Source organism: Corynebacterium pacaense (assembly GCF_900169525.1).
Classification (GTDB): Bacteria; Actinomycetota; Actinomycetes; order Mycobacteriales; family Mycobacteriaceae; genus Corynebacterium; species Corynebacterium pacaense.
The window spans coordinates 789,913-810,755 of record NZ_LT821240.1 but is presented as its reverse complement, the minus strand read 5'-3'; the positions used below and the strand labels follow the sequence as shown (position 1 = coordinate 810,755).

Here is a 20,843-nt window from a genome sequence, read left to right as displayed (position 1 = left end):
GGACAGGGAGCCGGGCTCCCTGTCCCCTTCAGTTGTTCCGGGTGATGAGTGTCTCATTTCGGGCGCTCAATGGAACCCGATGCATTTGCCCGCTGAGGTTTGCTTCGCATACCTCATAGATACAAGATGTATACATGGTTCAATTGATAACCGCGACCGATCGGGTCTACCGCTACGTCAAGGGCCGGATCATCGACGGACAGCTGCCCGGCGGTGACATGGTCACCGAGGGGCAGATCGCCTCCGAGACACAGGTGAGCAGAACCCCGGTCCGCGAAGCGTTCCTGCGGCTGCAGACCGAGGGTTATCTGCACCTCTACCCGAAAAGGGGAGCGGTCATCTCGCCGATCACCCCGGAGGAATCCGGGGAGGTGTTCGACGCGCGGTTACTTCTTGAATCACACGCGGCGGCACACATCTGCCGCCAACCCGAAAGGGTACGCCTCGCCTTATGTGACACACTCGAGACGAATCTCGACGCGCAGGACGCCGCCATCGAGTCCGGGGACCTGGACGCCTACTCCTCCATGGATGCAGATTTCCACCACGCCGTGGTGGAGGCCGGGGGCAACCGCCTGCTCTTCGGCTTCTTCTGCACCATCAGGGAACGCCACCAGCGCCTGATCTTCGCCTCGGTGGGCGGAGACCACCGCAGCGCCAGGGCATTCGTGGCCGGACACCGGGAACTGCTCGAGCAGCTGCGCGCCGGAAATGCCGCCGGGTATCAGAGCGCACTCACCAAACATCTCACACTCGCCGAGGACATACTGAAGTGACCACTTCCACCGACATCCATCCACAAACCACATCCACCTCCGAAGAAGGCGGTACCCGGCCCATAGGTAGGCACGACTGGGTCCCCGTGGCCGCCGCGATCACCGCCGTGGCCTGGGGCGGGAATGAGTTCACCCCGCTGCTGGTGATGTACCGCTCGGTAAGTGAGTTCACCGCCGTCACCGTCAACGGGCTGCTCGCCGCCTATGTGATCGGCATCGTGCCAGCGCTGCTGATCGGCGGCCCACTCTCCGACATCCTGGGGCGCCGCACGCTCATGCTGCCGGCGGCCCCGCTGTCGATGGCGGGGTCGATCCTGCTGGCAGTCGGTCCGACCTCACCGCTGATGCTGGGTGCCGGCCGAATTCTCTGTGGACTCGCGCTCGGGCTGGTGATGGCCGTCGGCACCACCTGGATGAAGGAACTCAGTGAAAAGGAGTCGCCGGCGGCCGGTGCGCGACGGGCCTCACTGGCGTTGACCATCGGATTCCTCGTGGGCGCCGGCGTGGCGTCCGCCCTGGCGCAGTGGGCCCCCTTCCCGACCCACGCCTCCTACTGCCTGCACATCATTCTGACCATCACGACCGGCCTGTGGGTGCTGCGGGTTCCCGAAACGCGGATCGCCGAGGCGGGAGCAGCCCGCAGCATCAGGCCGAAAACGCTGGTGAACCTGTTGAGGATCCCGAGTGTCGGCCACGCCAGGTTCCTCCGCGTCGTCGTCCCGGTCGCACCGTGGGTGTTCGGGTGTGCAGGTGCCGCCTACGCCATCCTGCCCAATCTGCTCAGCGGCAGCGCCCACGGGGTTCCCATCGCCTTCTCCGGGCTGATGACGGTGCTCACCCTCGGTTGCGGCGTGGGAATCCAGGTGCTCGGACGCGTCATCGATTCCAGGCACAACGCCAGGGCCTCGGTCATCGCCATGGCGATCATCACCGTCGGTGTGTTCATAGGGGCCTTCGCAGCCCAGAGCCTCAACCTGGTCACCGGCGCCATCGCCGCCGCGCTGATGGGCATGGGGTACGGACTGGCACTGGTGGCGGGACTCTCCGAGGTTCAGCGGATAGCGACCCCTGCGGACCTGGCCGGACTGACCGCGGTCTACTACTCGGTTGCCTACCTCGGCTTCTTCATTCCCATGATCTTCGCCGAGCTGTCCGCCTATATCAGCTATCCGACCATGTTCCTGGTCGGGTCGATCCTTGCTCTGGTCAGCCTCCTTTTCGTGGCCAGTGCATGGAAGGCGCACCTCCCCGCGCACTACTAGTCGGGTCGGCGCGGAGCGGGGGAACTACAATCACTGATATGAATGCAGACGAACTCCGCAAAGCCTTCAGGGACTATCAGGAGAAGAGGGGCCATGTCCAGATTAAAAGGGCCCCGCTGGTACCGGTCGGCGACGATACCACGCTGTTCACAGGCAGTGGCATGCAGGCGCTGCTGCCGTACCTGCTCGGGAAGACGCACCCGGACGGAACCCGCCTGACGGACAGCCAGCCGTGCGTGCGGGCACAGGACATCGAGGACGTCGGCGACAACCGCCACACGACGTTCTTCGAGATGCTCGGAAACTGGAGCCTGGGGGACTACTTCAAGGCCGAGCAGATCCCCGCCTTCCTCACCTTCCTCGTCGACGTGGTCGGACTGGATCCCCAGCGGATCTACGTCACCGCCTTCATCGGTGATGAGGAGGCGGGGATCCCCAGGGACGACGAGGCCGCCGGAATCTGGCAGAAGGCCTTCGCCGACCACGGCATCGAGGCGGGGATCGCAGCGATCGGCAGCAAGGAGGACGGTGACGTCCGCGGGGTCGCGCCGGGGGAGCGGATTTTCTTCTACGACGGTGGCGAGAACTGGTGGTCGCGGGGAGGCTCCCTGCAGGAAACCCCGATCGGTGACCCCTGCGGACCCGACAGTGAGGTCTTCTACGACTTTGGACCGCAACATCACGATCCCGCCTTCGGAAAGGCCCACCCGGCCAGCGACAGTGGCCAGTTCATGGAGATCGGCAACCAGGTGTTCATGCAGTACCGCCGGCTCGAGGACGGATCCTTCGCGGAACTCGAGCGCAGGAATGTCGACTTCGGTGGTGGGCTTGAGAGGATCGCCGCGGCGGCAATCGACTCCCCGGATGTGTTCCGGATCTCCCTGCTGTGGCCGATTGTCGAGCACGTGGAGAAACTGAGCGGCAAATCCTACGGTGAGAACACCGCCTCCATGCGGGTCATCGCCGATCACCTGCGCGGGGCGACCTTCCTCGCCGTGGACGGGGTACGGCCATCGAACAAGGAACAGGGCTACGTCATGCGTCGCCTGGTTCGCAGGGCGATCCGGGAGGCTCTGCTACTGGGGGTCTCTGAGAACTTCTTCGCTGAACTCGTCCCGGACATCGCCGACCTCTACGTCGAGGACTACCCGGAGGTCCGGGAGCACCGCGAGGAGGTGGTAGCCGTCCTGGTCAAGGAGGAGAAGTCCTTCCGCAGGACGCTCGCGGGTGGGCTGAAGAAACTCGCGGCCTACAAGGGCAGCGTGCTCAGTGGCCGCGACGTGTTCCAGCTTTCCGACACCCATGGTTTTCCGCGTGAGCTCAGTGTCGAGGAGGCCAGGCGCCAGGGGATCGAGGTGGACCCCGACTGGGAGGCCGAGTTCCACGCAGCCCTGGAGGAGCAGCGTGCACGTTCGCGCGGGGCGACAAAGCTCGGTACCGCCGGATTGCCGCACAGGTAATCCCGGGCGCTGTTGCAGCCGAGTAATTAGAATCATCTGGCGTAAGCGGAGGCGGCATTTGTCGGTCTGGAGAGTATGGCGTCGCCTCTGATAGGCGGTGTCTGGACGAGGGTTCAGATTCCATTCCGGATGGAGGAGCATGTACTACAGCAGCGGAAACTATGAAGCTTTCGCCCGCCCCCGCAAACCCGAGGGCATCGATGGCAAGTCGGCATGGTTCGTCGGCGGTGGCCTGGCGTCGATGGCTTCAGCCGTCTTCATGATTCGTGACGGTCAGATGAGGGGAGACCGGATCACGATCCTGGAGAGGCTGGAGCTTCCCGGCGGTGCGCTCGACGGTATCAGGAAGCCGGACAAGGGCTTCGTCATTCGCGGTGGCCGCGAAATGGAGGACCACATGGAATGCCTGTGGGACCTCTTCCGCAGTATTCCGTCACTCGAGGTCGATGGATCGGTTCTGGACGAGTTCTACTGGCTGAACAAGGACGACCCCAACTACTCCCTGTGCCGGGTGACGCACAATCAGGGAATGGATGCCGAAACCCACAACACCTTTGGTTTGAGTGAGACGGCGCAGAAGGAAATGGTAAGGGTCTTCCTCGCGAAGCGGGAGGACATGGAGAACAAGCGGATCGACGAGGTTTTCGGCAGGGAGTTCCTCGAGAGCAACTTCTGGTTGTACTGGCGGACCATGTTCGCCTTCGAAGAGTGGCATTCCGCACTCGAACTGAAGCTGTATCTCCACCGCTTTGTTCATCACATCGGGGGACTCCCGGATCTCTCCGCACTGAAGTTCACAAAGTACAACCAGTACGAGTCGCTGGTCCTTCCCATGCAGAAATGGTTGGTGGACCAGGGGGTGAGGTTCCAGTTCGGAACCGAGGTGACCGACATCGATTTCGATTTTCAGGGTGAGAACAAGCAAGCCACCCGCATCCACTGGATAAGGGACGGAGAGCAGGGCGGGGTGGACCTTTCCCGCGATGATCTGGTGCTCACCACCATCGGTTCCCTCACCGAGAACTCCGATGACGGGGATCACCACACCCCCGCACGGTTGAATACGGGCCCCGCCCCCGCATGGGACCTGTGGAGGCGAATCGCGGCGAAGCACCCGTCCTTCGGGCACCCCGACGTGTTCGGCGGTGACATCCCGCGCAGCAAGTGGGAATCGGCGACCGTCACCACGATCGGCCCTGACATCCCCCGCCATATCGGTAGGATCTGCAAACGTGATCCATTCAGCGGGAAGGTTGTCACCGGAGGCATCGTAACTGCAAAGGACTCCTCGTGGTTGCTGAGCTGGACGGTGAACCGGCAACCGCATTTCAAACAGCAGAGTCCGGATGAGATCGTCGTCTGGCTCTACGGACTGTTCGTGGACACCCCCGGCGACTACGTGAAAAAGCCGCTGCAGGAATGCACGGGTGAGGAGATCACCGCCGAGTGGCTCTTCCACCTGGGGGTTCCCGAGGCGGATATCCCGGAGCTGGCCGCGCACGGAGCGCAGACCGTACCCGTGATGATGCCGTATGTGACCTCGTTCTTCATGCCCAGGCAGAAGGGGGACCGGCCCGCAGTGGTTCCCGAGGGGGCAGTCAACTTCGCGTTCATCGGTCAGTTCGCGGAGACGACCAGGGACACCATTTTCACCACCGAGTATTCGGTGCGTACCGGCATGGAGGCCGCCTATCAGCTCCTCGGGGTCGATCGGGGGGTTCCCGAGGTCTTCAATTCGACCTATGATCTGCGTTTTCTCCTCAAGGCCACCAGCAGGCTGCGTGACGGAGAGGAGGTTGAAATCCCCGGGCCGAAGTTCGTCGGTAACAGCATTATCAGGAAGCTGGACCACACCCAGATCGGTCAGCTCCTCACCGATTTCGGCCTTGTACCCGGCCTGGGGGACGTGGTGCAACGAGCCCGCGGGGAGGACGCGATTTCCTGAGCGGGGGTTCGGTAAGTGTTCGAATGAAAACAAACCCCTCACCTTTCCTGTTTGTGCAGGTGGTGAGGGGTTTTCTTGTGCCCTGGAGAGGAATCGAACCTCCGACACCGGCTTTAGGAGAGCCGTGCTCTATCCACTGAGCTACCAAGGCGTCACCCAGATAGGTTACCGTACGGGGCTGCCTGGGTAAAAACGGGGTGGTGACAGCTAAAGAACGGTATTGTTGAGGGGTAAAACTATCGAGATTCAAGGAGTGGGTCGCCATGTCTGAGCTGAAGCCTTCGTTCCACGATGTGCAGCGCCGGCCGATCGTTGTCCACCAGATCACCAAGGACACTGTTCCGGTGCTGGCCGTCGATGAGATTCAGGAGGACGGCAATCCGCGCCGCATCCTGCTGCTCAACAAGTATGATGCCAAGCAGCTCAGCGCTGCCTGTGATCGCTACCTCCAGGAGATTTTTTCGGCGACCTTCTCGGGTGTGAACACCGACCTGTCCCCGGATGACATGGCGCGCCTCTTCGGCGACGATGAGTAGCCGTCAGCACCTGGTCATTGGCATCGGCGCCGGCAGCCCCAACCACCTCACCCTGGAGGCGGTGGAGGCGCTGCGGGGCGCCGATGTTGTTTTGGCCCTTGATAAGGGTGGCACCAAGGGTGACCTCCTTGAGTTGCGCAGACACATCGTCGACAAGCATGCCCCCGGCACCCCCATCATCACCGTGGTGGACCCGCCGCGGGAGCGCGGGGACTACATCGAGGAGGTCCGGCGGTGGCACCGCCGCAGGGCGCAGCTGCTTATCGACGCCACCCCCGCCGACGCGGCCACCGTCGCGTTCCTGGTCTGGGGTGATCCTTCACTCTATGACTCCACCCTGCGCATCCTCGGACACATGGGGGCGGACAATGTCCGCGTCATCCCCGGGATCACCGCGGTTCAGGCGCTGACCGCGGCGCACGGCATCCTCCTCAATGAGATCGGGCAGGCGATCACCATAACCACCGCCCGGAACCTGCCTGCGACACCCGACCTCGACAACACCGTGGTGATGCTCGACGGGGGAGCGGCCTGGCTCGAGCTCCCAGGCGAGCTCCACATGTGGTGGGGTGCGTATCTCTCCACCGACCATCAGGTGCTGCGTTCGGGTTCCATCGATGAGATCGGTGGTGAGGTCGCGGCGTTGAAGCAGCGGCTGCGCGCCGAGCACGGGTGGATCATGGACACCTATCTGCTCAGGCGAGTTCCCCGAGCTTCCTGAGAACCTCCCCGGCCGGCGGGTTGGTGGCATGGGTGCCGTCGGGATAACGAACCGTCGGCACCACGCGGTTTCCGTTGTTGACGGATTTCACCCACTCCGCGGCGTCGGGGTCCCGGTCCACATCGATCAGGTCGAAGTCGGTGCCCTCGAGTCCGCGCAGCAGCGTGGCACAGTAGGGGCACCATGTGGTTGCGTAGATGGTCAGGTTGCTCAAGGGGTTCTCCTCTCGAAGCGTTGAAATTTAAAACGGTAACCGCCGGACCGCCGCCAGACGCTCTCCCATTCCAGGCTGAGATGGCCGGGAATACCGGGGGCGAACACCGCGCGATCGCCGAGGGCGGCGGCGAAACCCGCATCCACCAGCGTCACCTCGAGCCTGTCCACCAGATTGATGGTGGCCGCGTAGAGTTCTCCGCCCCCCATGATCCAACCCGCCCCGGGAACGGATGTGCTCACCCGCGCACCCCGGGACCATTCACCCGGGCTGCGCCGCGAGAGCACGATGTTTTCCCTGCCTGGCAGCGGGCGGAAACGCTCAGGAAGTGACTCCCAGGTCCGGCGGCCCATGATCACCGGTTGGCCCATGGTGATTTCCTTGAAGTGGGTGAGATCCTCCGGTATGTGCCAGGGCATCCCTTTGCCGTCGCCGATCACGCCGTCCGTGCCCTGCGCCCAGATCGCTCCGATCATACGGCGACCGTGCCGCGGATGAGCGGGTGCGGATCATAGTCGGGAACCAGGCAATCCGCGAAGGTGTAGTTAAAGATGGAGTCCGCTCTGGCCAGCTCCAGGTGGGGGTAGGGCCGCGGTTGCCTGGATAGCTGCTCACGGACCTGGTCGAGATGGTTGTCGTAGATGTGGCAGTCGCCACCGGTCCAGATGAACTCGCCGACCTCCAGATCCGCCTGCTGTGCCAGCATGTGGGTGAGCAGGGAGTAGGAGGCGATGTTGAATGGTACGCCGAGGAACATGTCCGCCGAGCGCTGATACAGCTGGCAGGAAAGCTTTCCGTCCGCGACATAGAGCTGGAAGAGCAGGTGGCAGGGGGGCAGCGCCATGTTGGAGATCTCGGATACGTTCCAGGCCGAAACCACGTTTCGACGTGAATCCGGGTTCTCCCTCAGCATCTGGAGTGCCTGCGAGATCTGGTCGATGTGGTGCCCGTCGGGTGTGGGCCAGCTGCGCCACTGCACACCGTAGACGGGACCGAGCTCGCCGTTCTCGTCGGCCCATTCATTCCAGATCCGGATTCCGTTGTCCTGGAGCCACCTGACGTTGGACTCGCCGCGGAGGAACCACAACAGCTCGCCGACCACCGATTTCCAGTGCACCTTCTTGGTGGTGATCAGCGGGAAATACTCCGCGAGATCGAAGCGCATCTGCTGCGCGAACAGGGAGGTGGTTCCGGTGCCGGTGCGGTCGTCCTTGTGGGAACCTTCAATGAGAATCCTGGCAAGCAGATCCTCATAGGGGGTGGGAATGCTCATGGTCGACAGCTTAGGGCTTTTCGGTCGTTCCCCGCCAGCCACAACTACGAGGTGTAACTGCCGTGCTCCTCGTGAAAGTCCTTCGCCATGGCCAGGATCTCCTCGGCGAGTTCCGGCCGGCAGATCAGGACATCGGGAAGGTAGGTGTCCTTGTTGTTGTAGCGCAACTCCGAGCCATCCAGGCGCGAGCAGTGCAGGCCCGCGGCCTTGCACACGCCCACGGGTGCCGCCGAGTCCCATTCGTACTGTCCACCGGCGTGGATGTAGGCATCATAGTCACCGAGGAGGACATGCATCGCCTTCGCACCGGCCGAACCCATGGTGTGGGTACCGAAACCGAGCTTCTCCGCGATGTCAACCGCCACCTTCGGGGGCCGGTTGTGGGACAGTGCCACCACCTTCGAGTACGGCCCGGTCACGGCGCGGGCCTCGGAGGAGTGGAACACCACGCCCAGATCGGGGAGGCCGACCGCGGCGTGGGTGGGAACACCGTTTTCCACCAGCGCGATGTGGACCGCCCAGTCTTGGCGGCCGGTGGCGAACTCCTTGGTGCCGTCGAGGGGGTCGATGATCCACACGCGTTCCTTGGCCAGCCGGTCCAGGTTGTCGGCCGCCTCCTCAGAGAGGAAACCGTCCTCGGGTCTGTGCTGCTCCAGCACGCGGGCGATCCAGTTCTGTGCGAGATCATCCCCGGCGTCGCCGAGAGCGCGCCCGCGGAGGACACCGACGTTACGCACCCCCTTGAGGATCTCTCCGGTCCCCTGAGCCAGTCGTTGGGTGAGAATGGCATCATCAAGCTGAGCAGTCATGATCTTGAGTCTAGATGTTCAGTTACATTAAGGCATGGCCAAAAGCATACTTTCCCGTTTCCGCCCTCAGGTGGCGGAGTGGTTCCGGGATGTTTTCGCCGCGCCGACGACGGTGCAGGAACAGACGTGGGAGGCCATCGCCGAAGGCGAGAACGCACTCGTTGTCGCACCCACCGGCTCCGGCAAGACACTGGCGGCATTCCTGTGGGCGCTGAACTCCCTGAGCGAACAAACAGGTCAGACCGTTCTGGATACCGGAAGTCCGGTGCCGGTCGCGGACAAGAGGGTCAGGGTCCTCTACATCTCCCCACTGAAGGCCCTCGGGGTGGATGTGGAGAACAATCTGCGTGCGCCGCTGACCGGAATAGCCCGCACCGCGGCACGGATGGGCCTTGATGTGCCCAATATCACCGTCGGCGTCCGATCCGGGGACACCCCGCCCGCCGAACGCTCCCGTCAAGTCCGGAAACCCCCGGATATTCTCATCACCACCCCGGAGTCCGCCTACCTCATGCTCACCTCGAGGGCGGGTGCGATCCTCCGGGATGTGGACACCGTGATCATCGATGAGATCCACGCCATGGCGGGCACCAAACGTGGCGTCCATCTGGCGCTGACGCTCGAGCGGCTCGAACTCCTTGCCGGCCGGTCCATCCAGCGGGTCGGCCTGTCCGCGACGGTGCGACCCCTGGACACCGTGGCGGCCTTCCTGGGAGGCGACCGCCCGGTCACCGTCGTCGCCCCCGGGGCCGACAAGAAGTGGGATCTCACCGTCACCGTGCCCGTGGAGGACATGTCCGACCTGCCCACCCAGGAACCCGGATCGACGATCGGCGAGCTGGTCATGGACGACCCTCTCGGCATCACCGGGGAATCGGCACTGCCGACCCAGGGTTCGATCTGGCCGCACATCGAACAGCAGGTGTACCGGCAGGTGATGTCCGCGCGATCGACACTGATCTTCGTCAATTCCCGGCGTACCGCGGAACGTCTGACAAGCAGGCTCAATGAACTCTGGGCCATCGAGCACGATCCGGAATCACTCTCACCCGAGCTGCGCCGGCCACCCGCCCAGGTCATGGTCTCCGCAGCCAAGGCGGGGACCGCGCCGACCGTCATCGCCCGCGCCCACCATGGTTCGGTGTCCAAGGATGAACGTGCGCTCACCGAGACGATGCTCAAGGAGGGGGCGCTCAGGGCCGTGGTCGCCACCTCCTCGCTGGAACTGGGTATCGACATGGGGGCGGTGGACCTGGTCATCCAGGTGGAGTCGCCTCCCTCGGTGGCCAGCGGTCTGCAGCGCGTCGGGCGCGCCGGGCACTCGGTGGGGGCGACGTCGACAGGCATCTTCTACCCCAAGCACCGCTCGGACTTGGTCCAGACGGCGGTGACGGTCCAGCGGATGAAGGAGGGGCTGATCGAGGAACTCCATGTGCCCCGCAATCCCCTCGACGTGCTCGCACAGCAGACGGTGGCGGCCACCGCGATCAGGGATCTCGACATTGACCAGTGGTTTGACACCGTGCGACGCTCCCACCCCTACCGGAATCTGTCCAGGGATGTCTTCGATTCGGTGATCGACCTGATCAGCGGGGTGTATCCCTCCACCGATTTCGCCGAGCTGCGCCCGCGGGTCAACCGCGTGGGAGGTGTTCTCGAGGCCCGTCCCGGGGCCCAGCGCGTCGCGGTGACCAGTGGTGGCACGATTCCCGACCGCGGCATGTTCGGGGTCTTCCTCGTCGGAGACGGCCCGCGCAGGGTCGGGGAACTCGACGAGGAGATGGTCTATGAATCCAGGGTCGGTGATGTGTTCACCCTTGGCGCCTCCAGCTGGCGCATCGAGGAGATCACCCGCGACCAGGTCCTGGTCACGCCCGCCCCCGGACATACCGGGAGGCTGCCCTTCTGGAACGGGGACTCGGCGGGCCGGCCCGCCGAGCTCGGCAGGGCACTCGGTGCCTATCGACGCCAGATCCGCAGCAATCCGGAGGACAGCGGGCTGGTGGGATGGGCGCAGGACAACCTCATCGCCTATCTCAGCGACCAGGAGGAGGCCACCGGAATACTCCCCGATGAAAAGACGCTGCTCCTCGAGCGATTCAAGGATGAACTGGGGGATTGGCGGATCGTTTTGCACAGCCCCTACGGCAGGGGGGTGAACGCGGCCTGGGCCCTGGCGCTGGGGGCACGTATCGCCGAGAACACCGGGATGGATGCGCAGGCGGTAGCCGGGGATGATGGGATCGTGCTCCGCCTTCCGGAGGGGGACGAGGACCCTGGGGCGGCGCTGTTCATCTTCGAGGCGGAGGAGATCGAGCGGACCGTCACCGAACAGGTCGGCAATTCCGCCCTCTTCGCCTCGCGCTTCCGGGAGTGCGCCGCTCGCGCGCTCCTGCTCCCGCGCCGGAATCCGGGCAAGCGGGCGCCGCTGTGGCAGCAGCGCCAGCGTGCGGCACAGCTGCTGGATGTGGCCCGGAAGTATCCCAGTTTCCCGATCATCCTGGAGACGGTCAGGGAATGTCTGCAGGATGTCTATGATCTGCCCGCGCTCAAGGAACTGATGGGCGATCTCCAGCTGCGGCGCGTCCGGATCGCGGAGGTGAGCACCGAGCAACCGAGTCCCTTCGCCTCGTCGCTGCTTTTCAACTACACCGGAGCCTTCATGTACGAGGGCGACTCCCCCCTGGCGGAGAAGCGCGCGGCCGCCCTCGCGCTGGATCCTGCCCTGTTGGCCAAGCTCCTCGGTGAGGTGGAGCTGCGTGAGCTTCTCGACGCCGACATCATCGCGGAGGTCCACCGGCAACTCCAGCGCACCGGCGAGCGTGCCGCCCGCAACAATGAGGAACTGGCCGATTCGCTTCGCATCCTCGGCCCGATCCCGTTGGATCAGCTCTCGCGCCACATCGGCTTCGATGATCCGGATCTGGGAGACCGTGCCATGACCGTCCGGATCAACGGTCGGCCACACCTGGCCCAGGTGCTCGATGCACCACTGCTTCGTGACGGCCTCGGGATCCCGGTGCCGCCGGGGGTTCCCGCGCAGGTGGAGACGGTCACCGACGCCCTGGAACAGCTGGTCAGACGCTGGGCCCGTACCAGGGGGCCCTTCGTTGCCGTTGATCTCGCGCAGGCCTTCGGGCTCGGTGTCGCCGCGGCGCTGTCCGTGCTGCGTTCCGTGGATGTGGTGGAGGGCCACTACCGGCAGGGGGTGATCGAGCAGGAGTACTGTGCGCGGGATGTGTTGAGCATGATCCGCAGCCGCAGCCTCGCCCGTGCGCGCAAACAGACCCGACCCGTTTCGCAGACCGCCTTCGCCCGTTTTCTCAGCGACTGGCAGCAGGTCGCCCCGATCGGTACGACGCCGCCGCAGCGCGGTGTGGACGCCACCTTCGGTGTCATCGAGCAGCTCGCCGGATTCCGGCTGCCCGCCAGCGCCTGGGAGGATCTGGTGCTGCCGCGGAGGATTGCGGACTATTCCCCGCGCTTTCTCGATGAGCTGACATCGAACGGCGAGGTGCTGATCGTCGGTGCGGGGCAGGCTGGTGCGCGGGATCCGTGGATCATGCTGCTGCCGGCGGACTACGCCGCGCAGCTGGTGCCGGAGGCGTCGACAGGCATCTCGGCGATTCAGGAGATGGTGCTCGAGGTGCTGGCACCAGGCGGTGGCTTCCTGTTCGCCGATATTCTCTCAGAAATCCACTTCGCCGATTCCGAACAGCTGCGGGAGGCGATCTGGGGGCTCGTGGAGGCGGGGCTGGTCAGCCCGGACAGCTTCGCACCGGTGCGGGCGAGACTGGCGTCGGGCACCACCGCGCACAAGGCCAGACGGCGTCCCAACCGGTCCAGGCTGCGGATGGGACGCACCTCCTTCAGCGTCAGCGAATCCTCGCCGCCGGACATGCGTGGCAGATGGGCGTTGAGCGTGAAGGCGGCCGGCGACGCCACAACCCGCTCGCTCGCGCATGGTGAGGCGTGGCTGGACCGGTACGGTGTGGTCACCCGCGGAAGCGTGGTCAACGAGGATGTCATCGGTGGTTTCGCGCTGGCCTACAAGGTGCTCTCCGGCTTTGAGGAGAGCGGTACCGCCATGCGCGGCTACTTCATCGAGGGACTGGGGGCGGCGCAGTTCTCCACGCCGGTGATCGTCGACAGGCTCCGTGGGATGGACGATTCCCCCGATGTCGGGGGCTGGCCGTCGGGGACCACCGATCCGCAGGTCCATCTCCTTGCCGCCGCGGATCCGGCGAATCCCTACGGGGCGGCCCTGCCGTGGCCGGAGCCGGGCAACAGGGCGGCCGGTGCCATGGTGGTCATCGCCGACGGGGTGCTGCTGGCGCATCTGAGCAGGGGCGGGAGAACCCTGACCCTGTACCGGGAGGAGATCGAACTGGTGGCCTCGGCTCTGGCGACCATGGACCGGCTGACCGTGGAGAAGATCAACGGGGTCGCAGTCTTCGACTCCCCGCACCTGGCGGGGTTCCGGGATGCCGGTGCCAGCGTCACCCCGCGCGGACTGCGTTTTTCGGGAGTGCGGCGCTAGGCTTTAGCCCATGCCGGAAGGAGACTCAGTTTTTCAGCTTTCACGCCGAATGCAGTTCATGCGCGGACGTGAGGTACTGGCCACCTCCCTGCGTGTGCCATCGGTGGCACTGCGTGATTTCACCGGGCGCAAGGTTCACCGCGTCTGGCCCTATGGGAAGAACCTGTTCATGCAGTTCGGCGATGAGATCCTGCACACGCACCTGAAGATGGAGGGTACCTGGGCGGTCCACCCCAAGGGACAGCGCTGGCGCAAACCCGGCCACACCGCCCGCGTCGTGCTCGATCTGGCGGGTGAGCAGACGATCGAGGTGGTCGGCCACTCCCTCGGACTGGTCCGGGTGTTCAATGAAAAGGACTACGGTGATCAGATCGCACACCTCGGCCCCGATGTGCTCGCCCCGCTTTTCGACGCCACCACCGCACGCCGCAACATCGAAGCCGCACCCGGGCGCAGCATCGGGGAGGCGCTGCTGGACCAGTCGAATCTGGCGGGGGTGGGAAACGAGTACCGCGCGGAGATCTGCTTTCTTCTCGGCGTGCACCCTGCGGCGCGGGTGGACACCGTCGACGTGGATCGCGCCCTGGAGATAACGCGGCGGCTGATGTGGGCGAACCGCAACTCACCGATCAGGGTGACCACCGGGGTTAGGAGAGCCGGAGAATCCAGCTATGTCTTCGGCAGGAACAACAGGGCATGCCGACGCTGCGGAACCCGGATCGTGAAGGCGGAGCTGGGGGACCGGATCATCTGGTGGTGTCCCCGCTGCCAGCCGGAGGATAGGCGTAGTCCTGATAGATGATCTCCGACTCCCTGCTGACGTGGACCAATGACCGGGGCAGCAGCGGAACCAGAATCAGAGCGGGTAGCAGGAACCATGCCCAGGACACATCCCGGACCAGGGTGAGAAGCAGAAATAGCCCAACCGCGGCCACCAGGAACACCCGATCCAGCATGTGCAGCAGACGGCCCCTTCTTCTCAGCTCCATCCGCCATTCCCGGGACTCATCAGTGAAACCGCCAAGGTCATGGAAGAGGTTCTCCAGTGCGGCCATGCTCCGGGCCTGTGTCGCGTACTCATAGCGGCGTTCGAGCTCCGCGGGCTGGAGGGAACCGTCCTGCAGATGGTCCTTCAGGGCCCGCATCGCCCTGGCGCGGTCATGTGAATTCAGCGGCATGATCCAACTCTAGATGCCCTTCCCCCTGCCCCTCGCCTGGTCCTCGACGAAAACGGGACGGGTGGCGAAGAAGCTGCCTGCGATGACGATGACTGTTGCGGTGACGAAGACGGCAAGCACAGCCCTGAAACCCCCGGTGAGCTGCAGGGTGATGCCGGTGAGCAGGGGGCCGAGGCAGGCAACCGAGTAACCCAGGCCCTGACCGAAGGAACTCAGCGCCGTCGCCCCCTCCGGGGTCCTGGCCCGGATGTTGATCAGGGTCAGCGCCATGGGAAAGGCCAATGGACCGAGTCCGGCGAGAGTTGTCCACACCCAGGGTGCGGTCATGGGTGCCAAACACAGTCCGGCGTTGCCGATGATCATCAGTACCGCGGCGAGGAGGACGAAGGGGAAACTGTCGGCGACGCGGTCCACCACCCAGGGGCCGATGATGTTCAGTGGTAGACCCAGGATCGACCACCAGCCGAGGAGGGCCGCTCCCAATTGCGGATCCGGAACCATCTGCGGCAGGAAGGCCATCATGGAGTAGGTGACGAAGGAGGTGAAACCGAACATCAGCCCGAGTCCCACCCCGACCGGCGTCCGCCACACGGGGACACCCATCGAGGGCTCCGGTGTCTTGACATCCGGGTTCTCCCCGCGGTGGCCGAGCAGTGGTATCCACGCCATCGCCGCGAGCAGTCCGAGCAGCGCCCACGAGCCGAGTGAGACCCGCCATCCGCTGAGTCCCGTACGCTCGGCCCACACCGATATCGGGACGGCGAGGATCGGCGAGAGAGCCATCGTGATCTGCGAGGAGATGAGGTATCCGATCGACATGCTCGAGATGTGATTCGGAAAGTACTCCCGCACCGCCAGGGGCAGGAGCGCATTGGTCACCCCAATGGCGAACAGGGCCGCCACCGAACCGCCGAGCAGCATCACGGGCCCGGCTGAGACGCGGAGGAGCTGTCCCGCGGCAGTCAGCAGCATGGCGATCAACAACAGCTGCGAGGTGGTCAATCGCCGTTTGAATCCGGGAAGGACGAATGCGGCGATGGCGAACATGGCGGTCGGAATCATGCCGAGGACCCCGACCATGGAGGCGCTGACTCCGATTGATCGCTGGATCTCGGGGACCAGGGGCGACAGCGCCGTGACGGCGGTACGCAGATTGAGGGAGGTCAGTGCGATGGCTGTCAGAGCCGTAAAACGGGGGTATCTCACGGCTCCAACAATAAGGGATTACCTATTCTGGCGGTACCACTTGATCAGGGCATCGGTGGAGGAGTCTCCGGAATCAACCTCCACCTCACCGGAGACCGCGGGGCCCAGATCATTGGCCTGCTGCTTGCCGAGCTCGACGCCCCACTGATCGAAGGAGTTGATGTCCCAGATCACACCCTGCACGAAGACGATGTGCTCGTAGAGTGCGATCAGGGCACCGAGAACGGCGGGGGTCAGCTCCTCGGCCAGGATGGTGGTGGTCGGGCGGTTGCCCGGCATCACCTTGTGGTTGACGAGCTCGGTGGGAACACCCTCCGCGGCGATCTCGGAGGCGTCCTTGCCGAAGGCCAGCACCTTGGTCTGGGCGAAGAAGTTGCTCATCAGCAGATCATGCATGGAGCGGTCCCCGGCGGGCAGATCCTGTTTGGGCCGTGCGAACCCGATGAAGTCCGCGGGGATCAGGCGGGTTCCCTGGTGGATGAGCTGGAAGAAGGCATGCTGGCCGTTGGTTCCGGGCTCACCCCAGTAGATTTCGCCGGTGTTGACAGTAACCGGGGATCCGTCGCGGTGGACGGATTTGCCGTTGGACTCCATGGTCAGCTGCTGCAGGTAGGCCGGGAATCGGCCGAGATCCTCTGAATAGGGCAGCACGGCGTGGGTTTCGGCGCCGTAGAAGTCGGTGTACCAGATGCCGAGCAGTCCCATGAGCACCGGGATGTTCCGGGAGAACTCGGTTGTCCGGAAGTGCTCATCCATGGCGTGGAAGCCGCCGAGGAAGCGCATGAAGTCCCGGGGGCCGATCACCGCCATGAGCGAGAGTCCGATGGCCGAGTCGACGGAGTAGCGCCCGCCCACCCAGTCCCAGAAGCCGAACATGTTGGCGGTGTCGATGCCGAACTCGGCCACCTTCTCGCTGTTGGTGGACACCGCGACGAAGTGCTTGGCCACCGCGTCCGGGGACCCGAGCCTGTCCACCAGCCAGCTCCGCGCAGCCTGCGCATTGGCCAGCGTCTCCTGTGTGGTGAAGGTCTTGGATGCGACGATGAAGAGGGTGGACTCGGGATCCAGATCCTCGAGCGTGGCCAGGATGTCGGCGGGGTCGACGTTGGAGACGAACTCCGCGGAGATACCCGCGGTTGCGTAGGTGCGCAGCGCCCTGGTCGCCATCGCGGGACCGAGATCGGATCCACCGATGCCGATGTTGACGATCTTCTTGATGGTGTGCCCGGTGTATCCCAGCCACTTGCCTGAACGCAGTGCGGTGGCGAAGTCGCGCATGCGGCCCAGGACCTCGTGCACGTCGGCGGCCACGTCCTGGCCGTCGACCTGCAGCTCGGCCTCCGCCGGCAGGCGGAGTGCGGTGTGCAGCACCGCGCGGTTCTCGGTGTTGTTGAGGTGTTCACCATTGAACATGGCTTCGATGCGTTCGCTGAGGCCGGCCTCCTGTGCGAGGGCGAGCAGGTCGAAGAGGGTGGCGTCGTCAAGCAGGTTCTTGGACAGATCCACGTGCAGTCCCGCAGCGGAGAAGGTCAGCTTCTTCGCGCGCTCCTCGTCCTGGAAGAGCTCGCGCAGGTTTGTTCGGCTGACATCGGTGAATCTGTCGGAGAGTGCCTGCCAGGCAGGGGTGGTTGAGATCGCCATGAAAACTCCTGAGTTGTTCGGGAAGAGATACGTCCATCTCAGGTTAGCCCGAGTTTGTGGGCACGTGTTGGGAAGTACGTGCATAGTGGGAAACATGACGAACCTGGAAACACTCATTGAATCAGTGCCCACCGGAATCTTTCTTGCCGGATCCTTCGAGGATCGCGATGAGACCTTCGACGTGATCAACCCCTCCAACGGGTCGGTGCTGACCACCGTTGCCTCGGCGGGCGCGCAGGATGCGGTCACCGCTCTCGACCGGGCCGTGGAGGCGCAGCCGGGATGGGCGGCGACGCCCGCGCGTGAGAGGGCCGAGATTCTGCGCACCACCTTCGACAAGCTTGTCGACGCCTCCGAGACACTTGCCCTGCTGATGTCCGCGGAGCTCGGGCGGGCGCTGCCGGATTCCCGCGGTGAGGTCACCTATGGCGCGGAGTTCTTCCGCTGGTTCTCCGAGGAGGCATCGAGGGTGCGCGGGGACTACCGCCACAGCCCGGCGGGAAATGCAAGGATCGTGGAGATCAAGCAGCCCGTCGGCCCGACGCTGGCCATCACGCCGTGGAACTTTCCGCTCGCCATGGGTGCGAGGAAGATCGCCCCGGCCCTGGCCGCGGGTTGCACCATCATCGTGAAGCCGGCCTCGAAAACCCCCCTGACCATGCTCTATCTGGCGAAGGTGCTCAAGGAGGCGGGATTGCCGGACGGCGTCCTCTCGGTGCTGCCCACCGCCTCGTCCTCGCGCATCTCCGCGCTGCTCGACGATCCCCGACTTCGCAAGCTCACCTTCACCGGATCGACCGAGGTGGGGCAGAAGCTGGCGGCGCAGGCAGCCGGACACTCGCTGCGGACGAGCCTGGAGCTCGGCGGCAACGCGCCCTTCGTTGTACTCGAGGACGCGGATGTGGACACCGCCGTTGAGGCCATGGTCACGGCGAAGATGCGCGGTGGCGGTCAGGTGTGCATCGCGGCCAACCGTTTCCTCGTGCACTCCTCACTCAAGGAGAGGTTCATCGAGGGCTGCGTGACACGGCTCAGCGAGTTCCGCATCGGGCGCGCCACCGATGACGGGGTAACCCTCGGGCCGTTGTCGGGTGAGGATCAGCTGGAGATCGTCGCCGGGCTGGTCGACGACGCGGTCGACCGCGGCGCGACACGGCACCTCGGATCACTGCCGCAGGGGCTGGAGGACGGCTTCTACTATCCCGCCACGATTCTCTCCGATATCCCCCTCGACGCCGAGATCAACACCACCGAGATCTTCGGCCCCGTCATCGCAGTGAGCACCTTCGACACTGATGAGGAGGCGATCGCGCAGGCGAATGACACCCCCTTCGGACTGGCCGCCTACGTGTTCTCCGAGAACCTGAGCCGTGCGCTGAACGTAGCGGAAGCCATTGAGGCTGGCATGGTCGCCGTGAACAAGGGTGCCCTCTCCGACCCCGCGGCTCCCTTTGGGGGAGTCAAGGAATCGGGTGTGGGCCGGGAGGGCGGATTCGAGGGAATCGAGGAGTTCCTCGAGGCCAAGTTCATCTCCCTGCCCCTTTAGAAGTCAGGGGCGTCACGGTCCTCGGGTTGGTTCTCCCTTGTCGCGGCATCCCTCCAGCTTTGATGATGGCGGGCGCGGTACTGGGAAACGGTTTGCGCCCACCGGGCGTTTACCGGGGTCAGCGGTCCCTCCGGGGTGGTGACAGCCCAGGAACCGTCGAGGAAGAGCCAGACGATAATGCCGGTGTGCGGATCCAGCAGGTAGTTGACCCTCCCGTCGGTTTTCATGTTGTGGTGGTGCTGGCACAGCATGACGAGGTTGGCGCGGCAGGTTGGCCCACCGGTGGAGTGGTTCACCCGGTGATCGGCCTGGCACCGGGAGGCGGGCACCCTGCAGCCGGGGAAACGGCAGCACCCGTCCCGGCCCACCACAGCGGAGCGGAGGTCCGCGGGTGGGTCATGGGCCTCGGTGGTGGTCCCGCCCGCGGCGTCCATGTCCCGGGTGCGGGCCGCCTGGTCCTCCCAGTGTGATCCGGTCTGCCTGTCCACCCATCCGAGGCCGTCCGCCCACACGGGGGCGTCGACAAGATCTCTCGCCTTGTACAGGTTGAGGATCACCGTGACGCGGATCCTGTTTCGGATGATGTCCACGAAGGCCTGGGCCGGGGACATTCCCGTGGCCGAGGCGTGGGCCTCGACGGCCTCCCTGAGCAGCTTCCCGTCCACCGCATCGATGGTTGCCCCGACCTCGGCACTGCCCTCCGGGCTGATTTCGACTCCGAAGCTGATGTCCTGCTGGGTGCCGCTGCGGCTGGTGGCACGGGCGTCATCGAGGGCATCTCGGATCGATTTGATTCTCCTGCGGATCGATTCCGCGGAGGGCAGGATCTCGTTCGGCGTACCCGCGGTCAGGTATTCGGTAAGCAGGTCATCCACGCTGCCAAGATTGCAGGGATGCAGGCCGAAGAGCCCGGTGCTGATCGCGATGATCCGATTGAGATCGAGATGGAACAGCTCATGCTGCAGCGCGTTGAGGCGCGGAAGCTCCCGCAACTGTGCGAACGCCAACACGAGGAAATTGATCCTGGTTCGGGATTCCCCGGTAGCGGCGGAGAGGCTGGCGACCGCTGAATCGAGGTCCGCCTCCTCCGGAGGGAGGTTCTCCTCCCAGAATAGATGTTCCATCCGCCGGATCTGTGTCCGGGAGGTCGCGATAGGGTTGTTTTGGTTGTTAACGGCGTAGTAGAAGGTCGGGCCGGGTGGATGGCTTCCGCCATCGACCTCCCTCACCTTGTCCGTGGCCATGGTCTCACCCCCGTGAGTTTGAGTTAGTTCGCATGTTCTAACGCAAACCTACAGCGTCCCGGAGGGGAGGGGAAGGGAGTTAGGTCGGGTCTCCTGGCACACGTGGGCGCGGGGAAAAACCCCAGTTCAGACCCTGTGGATGAACCGGGGCGGGGTAGAAAGCTGTGGATTACCGGACAGCTACCCCAGCTTCCCGCGCCCCATTCGAAGGAGGATTCCCGCCAGTGCCGGACCCTCCTCGCCGATCTCCTCCCGGAACTGGTTGATGATGGCCACTTCCCGGGTGTGTACCAGGCGGGTGCCACCGGAACTCATCCGTGTCTTTCCGATCGCCTTGGAGATGGCGGTCCTGCGCTTGATCGCCTCGAGGATCTCGTGGTCGAGCCGATCGATTTCCTGGCGGTACTTCTGGATCTCCGTATCGGACAGGGGATCATCAGTGCCGGAGGGCATCCTGATTTCGAAGTTCTCACCGGTGCTAGTCATAACGGC

General features: G+C 64.4%; 18 protein-coding genes and 1 tRNA gene. 9 read left to right on the top strand and 10 right to left on the bottom strand.

The features are described from left to right. Window positions 1–134: 134 nt before the first annotated feature. The 4 genes from B7E02_RS10920 (at window position 135) to B7E02_RS10905 (ending at window position 5,443) form a co-directional block, all read left to right on the top strand. Complete coding sequence (locus tag B7E02_RS10920) at window positions 135–776, top strand: GntR family transcriptional regulator (RefSeq protein ID WP_080796022.1); 642 nt, start codon at window positions 135–137, stop codon at window positions 774–776. Between the two features lie 14 nt (window positions 777–790). Beyond that, complete coding sequence (locus tag B7E02_RS10915; RefSeq protein WP_483862423.1) at window positions 791–2,038, top strand: MFS transporter; 1,248 nt, start codon at window positions 791–793, stop codon at window positions 2,036–2,038. A gap of 38 nt (window positions 2,039–2,076) precedes the next feature. Further along, the gene (locus B7E02_RS10910) at window positions 2,077–3,498 is read left to right on the top strand and encodes an alanine--tRNA ligase-related protein (RefSeq protein ID WP_080796020.1); all 1,422 of its coding nucleotides are present in this window, start codon (window positions 2,077–2,079) and stop codon (window positions 3,496–3,498) included. Window positions 3,499–3,637: 139 nt separating this feature from the next. Then, window positions 3,638–5,443, top strand: coding sequence for an oleate hydratase (locus B7E02_RS10905; RefSeq protein WP_080796019.1), 1,806 nt, complete (start codon window positions 3,638–3,640; stop codon window positions 5,441–5,443). Between the two features lie 78 nt (window positions 5,444–5,521). On the opposite strand, the gene B7E02_RS10900 is transcribed toward B7E02_RS10905, so the two are convergent. Next, a tRNA-Arg gene (locus tag B7E02_RS10900) sits at window positions 5,522–5,594 on the bottom strand. 112 nt (window positions 5,595–5,706) lie between these two features. Here B7E02_RS10900 and B7E02_RS10895 point away from each other — a divergent pair. Both B7E02_RS10895 and cobF read left to right on the top strand, forming a co-directional pair. Continuing rightward, a complete protein-coding gene (locus B7E02_RS10895; protein ID WP_080796017.1) occupies window positions 5,707–5,979 on the top strand; it encodes a cg0963 family protein in 273 nt (90 codons plus the stop codon). After that, the gene (cobF, locus tag B7E02_RS10890; RefSeq protein WP_080796016.1) at window positions 5,972–6,700 is read left to right on the top strand and encodes a precorrin-6A synthase (deacetylating); all 729 of its coding nucleotides are present in this window, start codon (window positions 5,972–5,974) and stop codon (window positions 6,698–6,700) included. The genes B7E02_RS10895 and cobF overlap by 8 nt, the downstream gene beginning before the upstream one ends. Here cobF and B7E02_RS10885 read toward each other — a convergent pair. The 4 genes from B7E02_RS10885 to B7E02_RS10870 are packed head-to-tail and all read right to left on the bottom strand — an operon-like array spanning window position 6,675 to window position 8,996. Beyond that, the gene (locus B7E02_RS10885) at window positions 6,675–6,914 is read right to left on the bottom strand and encodes a mycoredoxin (protein WP_080796014.1); all 240 of its coding nucleotides are present in this window, start codon (window positions 6,912–6,914) and stop codon (window positions 6,675–6,677) included. The two genes, cobF and B7E02_RS10885, sit on opposite strands and share 26 nt — an antisense overlap. After that, window positions 6,911–7,390: a dihydrofolate reductase gene (locus tag B7E02_RS10880; protein WP_080796013.1), complete on the bottom strand. Its 480-nt coding sequence runs from the start codon at window positions 7,388–7,390 to the stop codon at window positions 6,911–6,913. Before B7E02_RS10880 ends, B7E02_RS10885 begins: the two co-directional genes overlap by 4 nt. Further along, entirely contained in the window at window positions 7,387–8,187 is an 801-nt protein-coding gene (locus B7E02_RS10875; protein WP_080796011.1) for a thymidylate synthase, read from the bottom strand. The genes B7E02_RS10880 and B7E02_RS10875 overlap by 4 nt, the downstream gene beginning before the upstream one ends. Before the next feature lie 44 nt (window positions 8,188–8,231). Further along, window positions 8,232–8,996 carry a 3'(2'),5'-bisphosphate nucleotidase CysQ gene (locus B7E02_RS10870; RefSeq protein ID WP_080796008.1) on the bottom strand — a complete coding sequence of 255 codons (765 nt, stop codon included), beginning with the start codon at window positions 8,994–8,996 and terminating at the stop codon, window positions 8,232–8,234. 34 nt (window positions 8,997–9,030) lie between these two features. Here B7E02_RS10870 and B7E02_RS10865 point away from each other — a divergent pair, with 34 nt between their 5' ends. Continuing rightward, on the top strand, window positions 9,031–13,536 hold the full coding sequence (locus B7E02_RS10865) for an ATP-dependent helicase (RefSeq protein ID WP_080796006.1): 4,506 nt from the start codon (window positions 9,031–9,033) through the stop codon (window positions 13,534–13,536). 10 nt (window positions 13,537–13,546) lie between these two features. Then, the gene (locus B7E02_RS10860) at window positions 13,547–14,338 is read left to right on the top strand and encodes a DNA-formamidopyrimidine glycosylase family protein (protein WP_080796004.1); all 792 of its coding nucleotides are present in this window, start codon (window positions 13,547–13,549) and stop codon (window positions 14,336–14,338) included. On the opposite strand, the gene B7E02_RS10855 is transcribed toward B7E02_RS10860, so the two are convergent. The 3 genes from B7E02_RS10855 to pgi are packed head-to-tail and all read right to left on the bottom strand — an operon-like array spanning window position 14,283 to window position 17,561. Further along, window positions 14,283–14,714: a DUF1707 SHOCT-like domain-containing protein gene (locus B7E02_RS10855; protein WP_080796003.1), complete on the bottom strand. Its 432-nt coding sequence runs from the start codon at window positions 14,712–14,714 to the stop codon at window positions 14,283–14,285. The genes B7E02_RS10860 and B7E02_RS10855 overlap by 56 nt on opposite strands. 9 nt (window positions 14,715–14,723) lie before the next feature. Next, entirely contained in the window at window positions 14,724–15,920 is a 1,197-nt protein-coding gene (locus tag B7E02_RS10850) for an MFS transporter (RefSeq protein WP_080796001.1), read from the bottom strand. 18 nt (window positions 15,921–15,938) lie between these two features. Then, a complete protein-coding gene (gene pgi / locus B7E02_RS10845) occupies window positions 15,939–17,561 on the bottom strand; it encodes a glucose-6-phosphate isomerase (protein ID WP_080795999.1) in 1,623 nt (540 codons plus the stop codon). Window positions 17,562–17,655: 94 nt separating this feature from the next. Here pgi and B7E02_RS10840 point away from each other — a divergent pair, with 94 nt between their 5' ends. Continuing rightward, window positions 17,656–19,107, top strand: coding sequence for an NAD-dependent succinate-semialdehyde dehydrogenase (locus B7E02_RS10840; protein WP_080795997.1), 1,452 nt, complete (start codon window positions 17,656–17,658; stop codon window positions 19,105–19,107). Here the strand turns inward: B7E02_RS10840 and B7E02_RS10835 are convergent. Together B7E02_RS10835 and B7E02_RS10830 are read right to left on the bottom strand one after the other, a co-directional pair. Next, window positions 19,104–20,351 (bottom strand): HNH endonuclease signature motif containing protein, encoded by a 1,248-nt coding sequence (locus B7E02_RS10835; RefSeq protein ID WP_080795994.1) that lies wholly within the window; start codon window positions 20,349–20,351, stop codon window positions 19,104–19,106. The genes B7E02_RS10840 and B7E02_RS10835 overlap by 4 nt on opposite strands. A 180-nt stretch (window positions 20,352–20,531) precedes the next feature. Beyond that, the gene (locus B7E02_RS10830) at window positions 20,532–20,837 is read right to left on the bottom strand and encodes a chorismate mutase (protein WP_080795992.1); all 306 of its coding nucleotides are present in this window, start codon (window positions 20,835–20,837) and stop codon (window positions 20,532–20,534) included. Between the last annotated feature and the right edge of the window lie 6 nt (window positions 20,838–20,843).

What these genes read in the sequence shown, in the direction of transcription:
- B7E02_RS10870 (WP_080796008.1), bottom strand. Translation starts at nt 8,996, where the DNA reads ATGACTGCTCAGCTTGATGATGCCATTCTCACCCAACGACTGGCTCAG.
- B7E02_RS10830 (WP_080795992.1), bottom strand. Translation starts at nt 20,837, where the DNA reads ATGACTAGCACCGGTGAGAACTTCGAAATCAGGATGCCCTCCGGCACT.
- B7E02_RS10910 (WP_080796020.1), top strand. Translation starts at nt 2,077, where the DNA reads ATGAATGCAGACGAACTCCGCAAAGCCTTCAGGGACTATCAGGAGAAG.
- B7E02_RS10835 (WP_080795994.1), bottom strand. Translation starts at nt 20,351, where the DNA reads ATGGCCACGGACAAGGTGAGGGAGGTCGATGGCGGAAGCCATCCACCC.
- pgi (WP_080795999.1), bottom strand. Translation starts at nt 17,561, where the DNA reads ATGGCGATCTCAACCACCCCTGCCTGGCAGGCACTCTCCGACAGATTC.
- B7E02_RS10905 (WP_080796019.1), top strand. Translation starts at nt 3,638, where the DNA reads ATGTACTACAGCAGCGGAAACTATGAAGCTTTCGCCCGCCCCCGCAAA.
- cobF (WP_080796016.1), top strand. Translation starts at nt 5,972, where the DNA reads ATGAGTAGCCGTCAGCACCTGGTCATTGGCATCGGCGCCGGCAGCCCC.
- B7E02_RS10840 (WP_080795997.1), top strand. Translation starts at nt 17,656, where the DNA reads ATGACGAACCTGGAAACACTCATTGAATCAGTGCCCACCGGAATCTTT.
- B7E02_RS10895 (WP_080796017.1), top strand. Translation starts at nt 5,707, where the DNA reads ATGTCTGAGCTGAAGCCTTCGTTCCACGATGTGCAGCGCCGGCCGATC.
- B7E02_RS10860 (WP_080796004.1), top strand. Translation starts at nt 13,547, where the DNA reads ATGCCGGAAGGAGACTCAGTTTTTCAGCTTTCACGCCGAATGCAGTTC.
- B7E02_RS10865 (WP_080796006.1), top strand. Translation starts at nt 9,031, where the DNA reads ATGGCCAAAAGCATACTTTCCCGTTTCCGCCCTCAGGTGGCGGAGTGG.
- B7E02_RS10880 (WP_080796013.1), bottom strand. Translation starts at nt 7,390, where the DNA reads ATGATCGGAGCGATCTGGGCGCAGGGCACGGACGGCGTGATCGGCGAC.
- B7E02_RS10920 (WP_080796022.1), top strand. Translation starts at nt 135, where the DNA reads ATGGTTCAATTGATAACCGCGACCGATCGGGTCTACCGCTACGTCAAG.
- B7E02_RS10855 (WP_080796003.1), bottom strand. Translation starts at nt 14,714, where the DNA reads ATGCCGCTGAATTCACATGACCGCGCCAGGGCGATGCGGGCCCTGAAG.
- B7E02_RS10875 (WP_080796011.1), bottom strand. Translation starts at nt 8,187, where the DNA reads ATGAGCATTCCCACCCCCTATGAGGATCTGCTTGCCAGGATTCTCATT.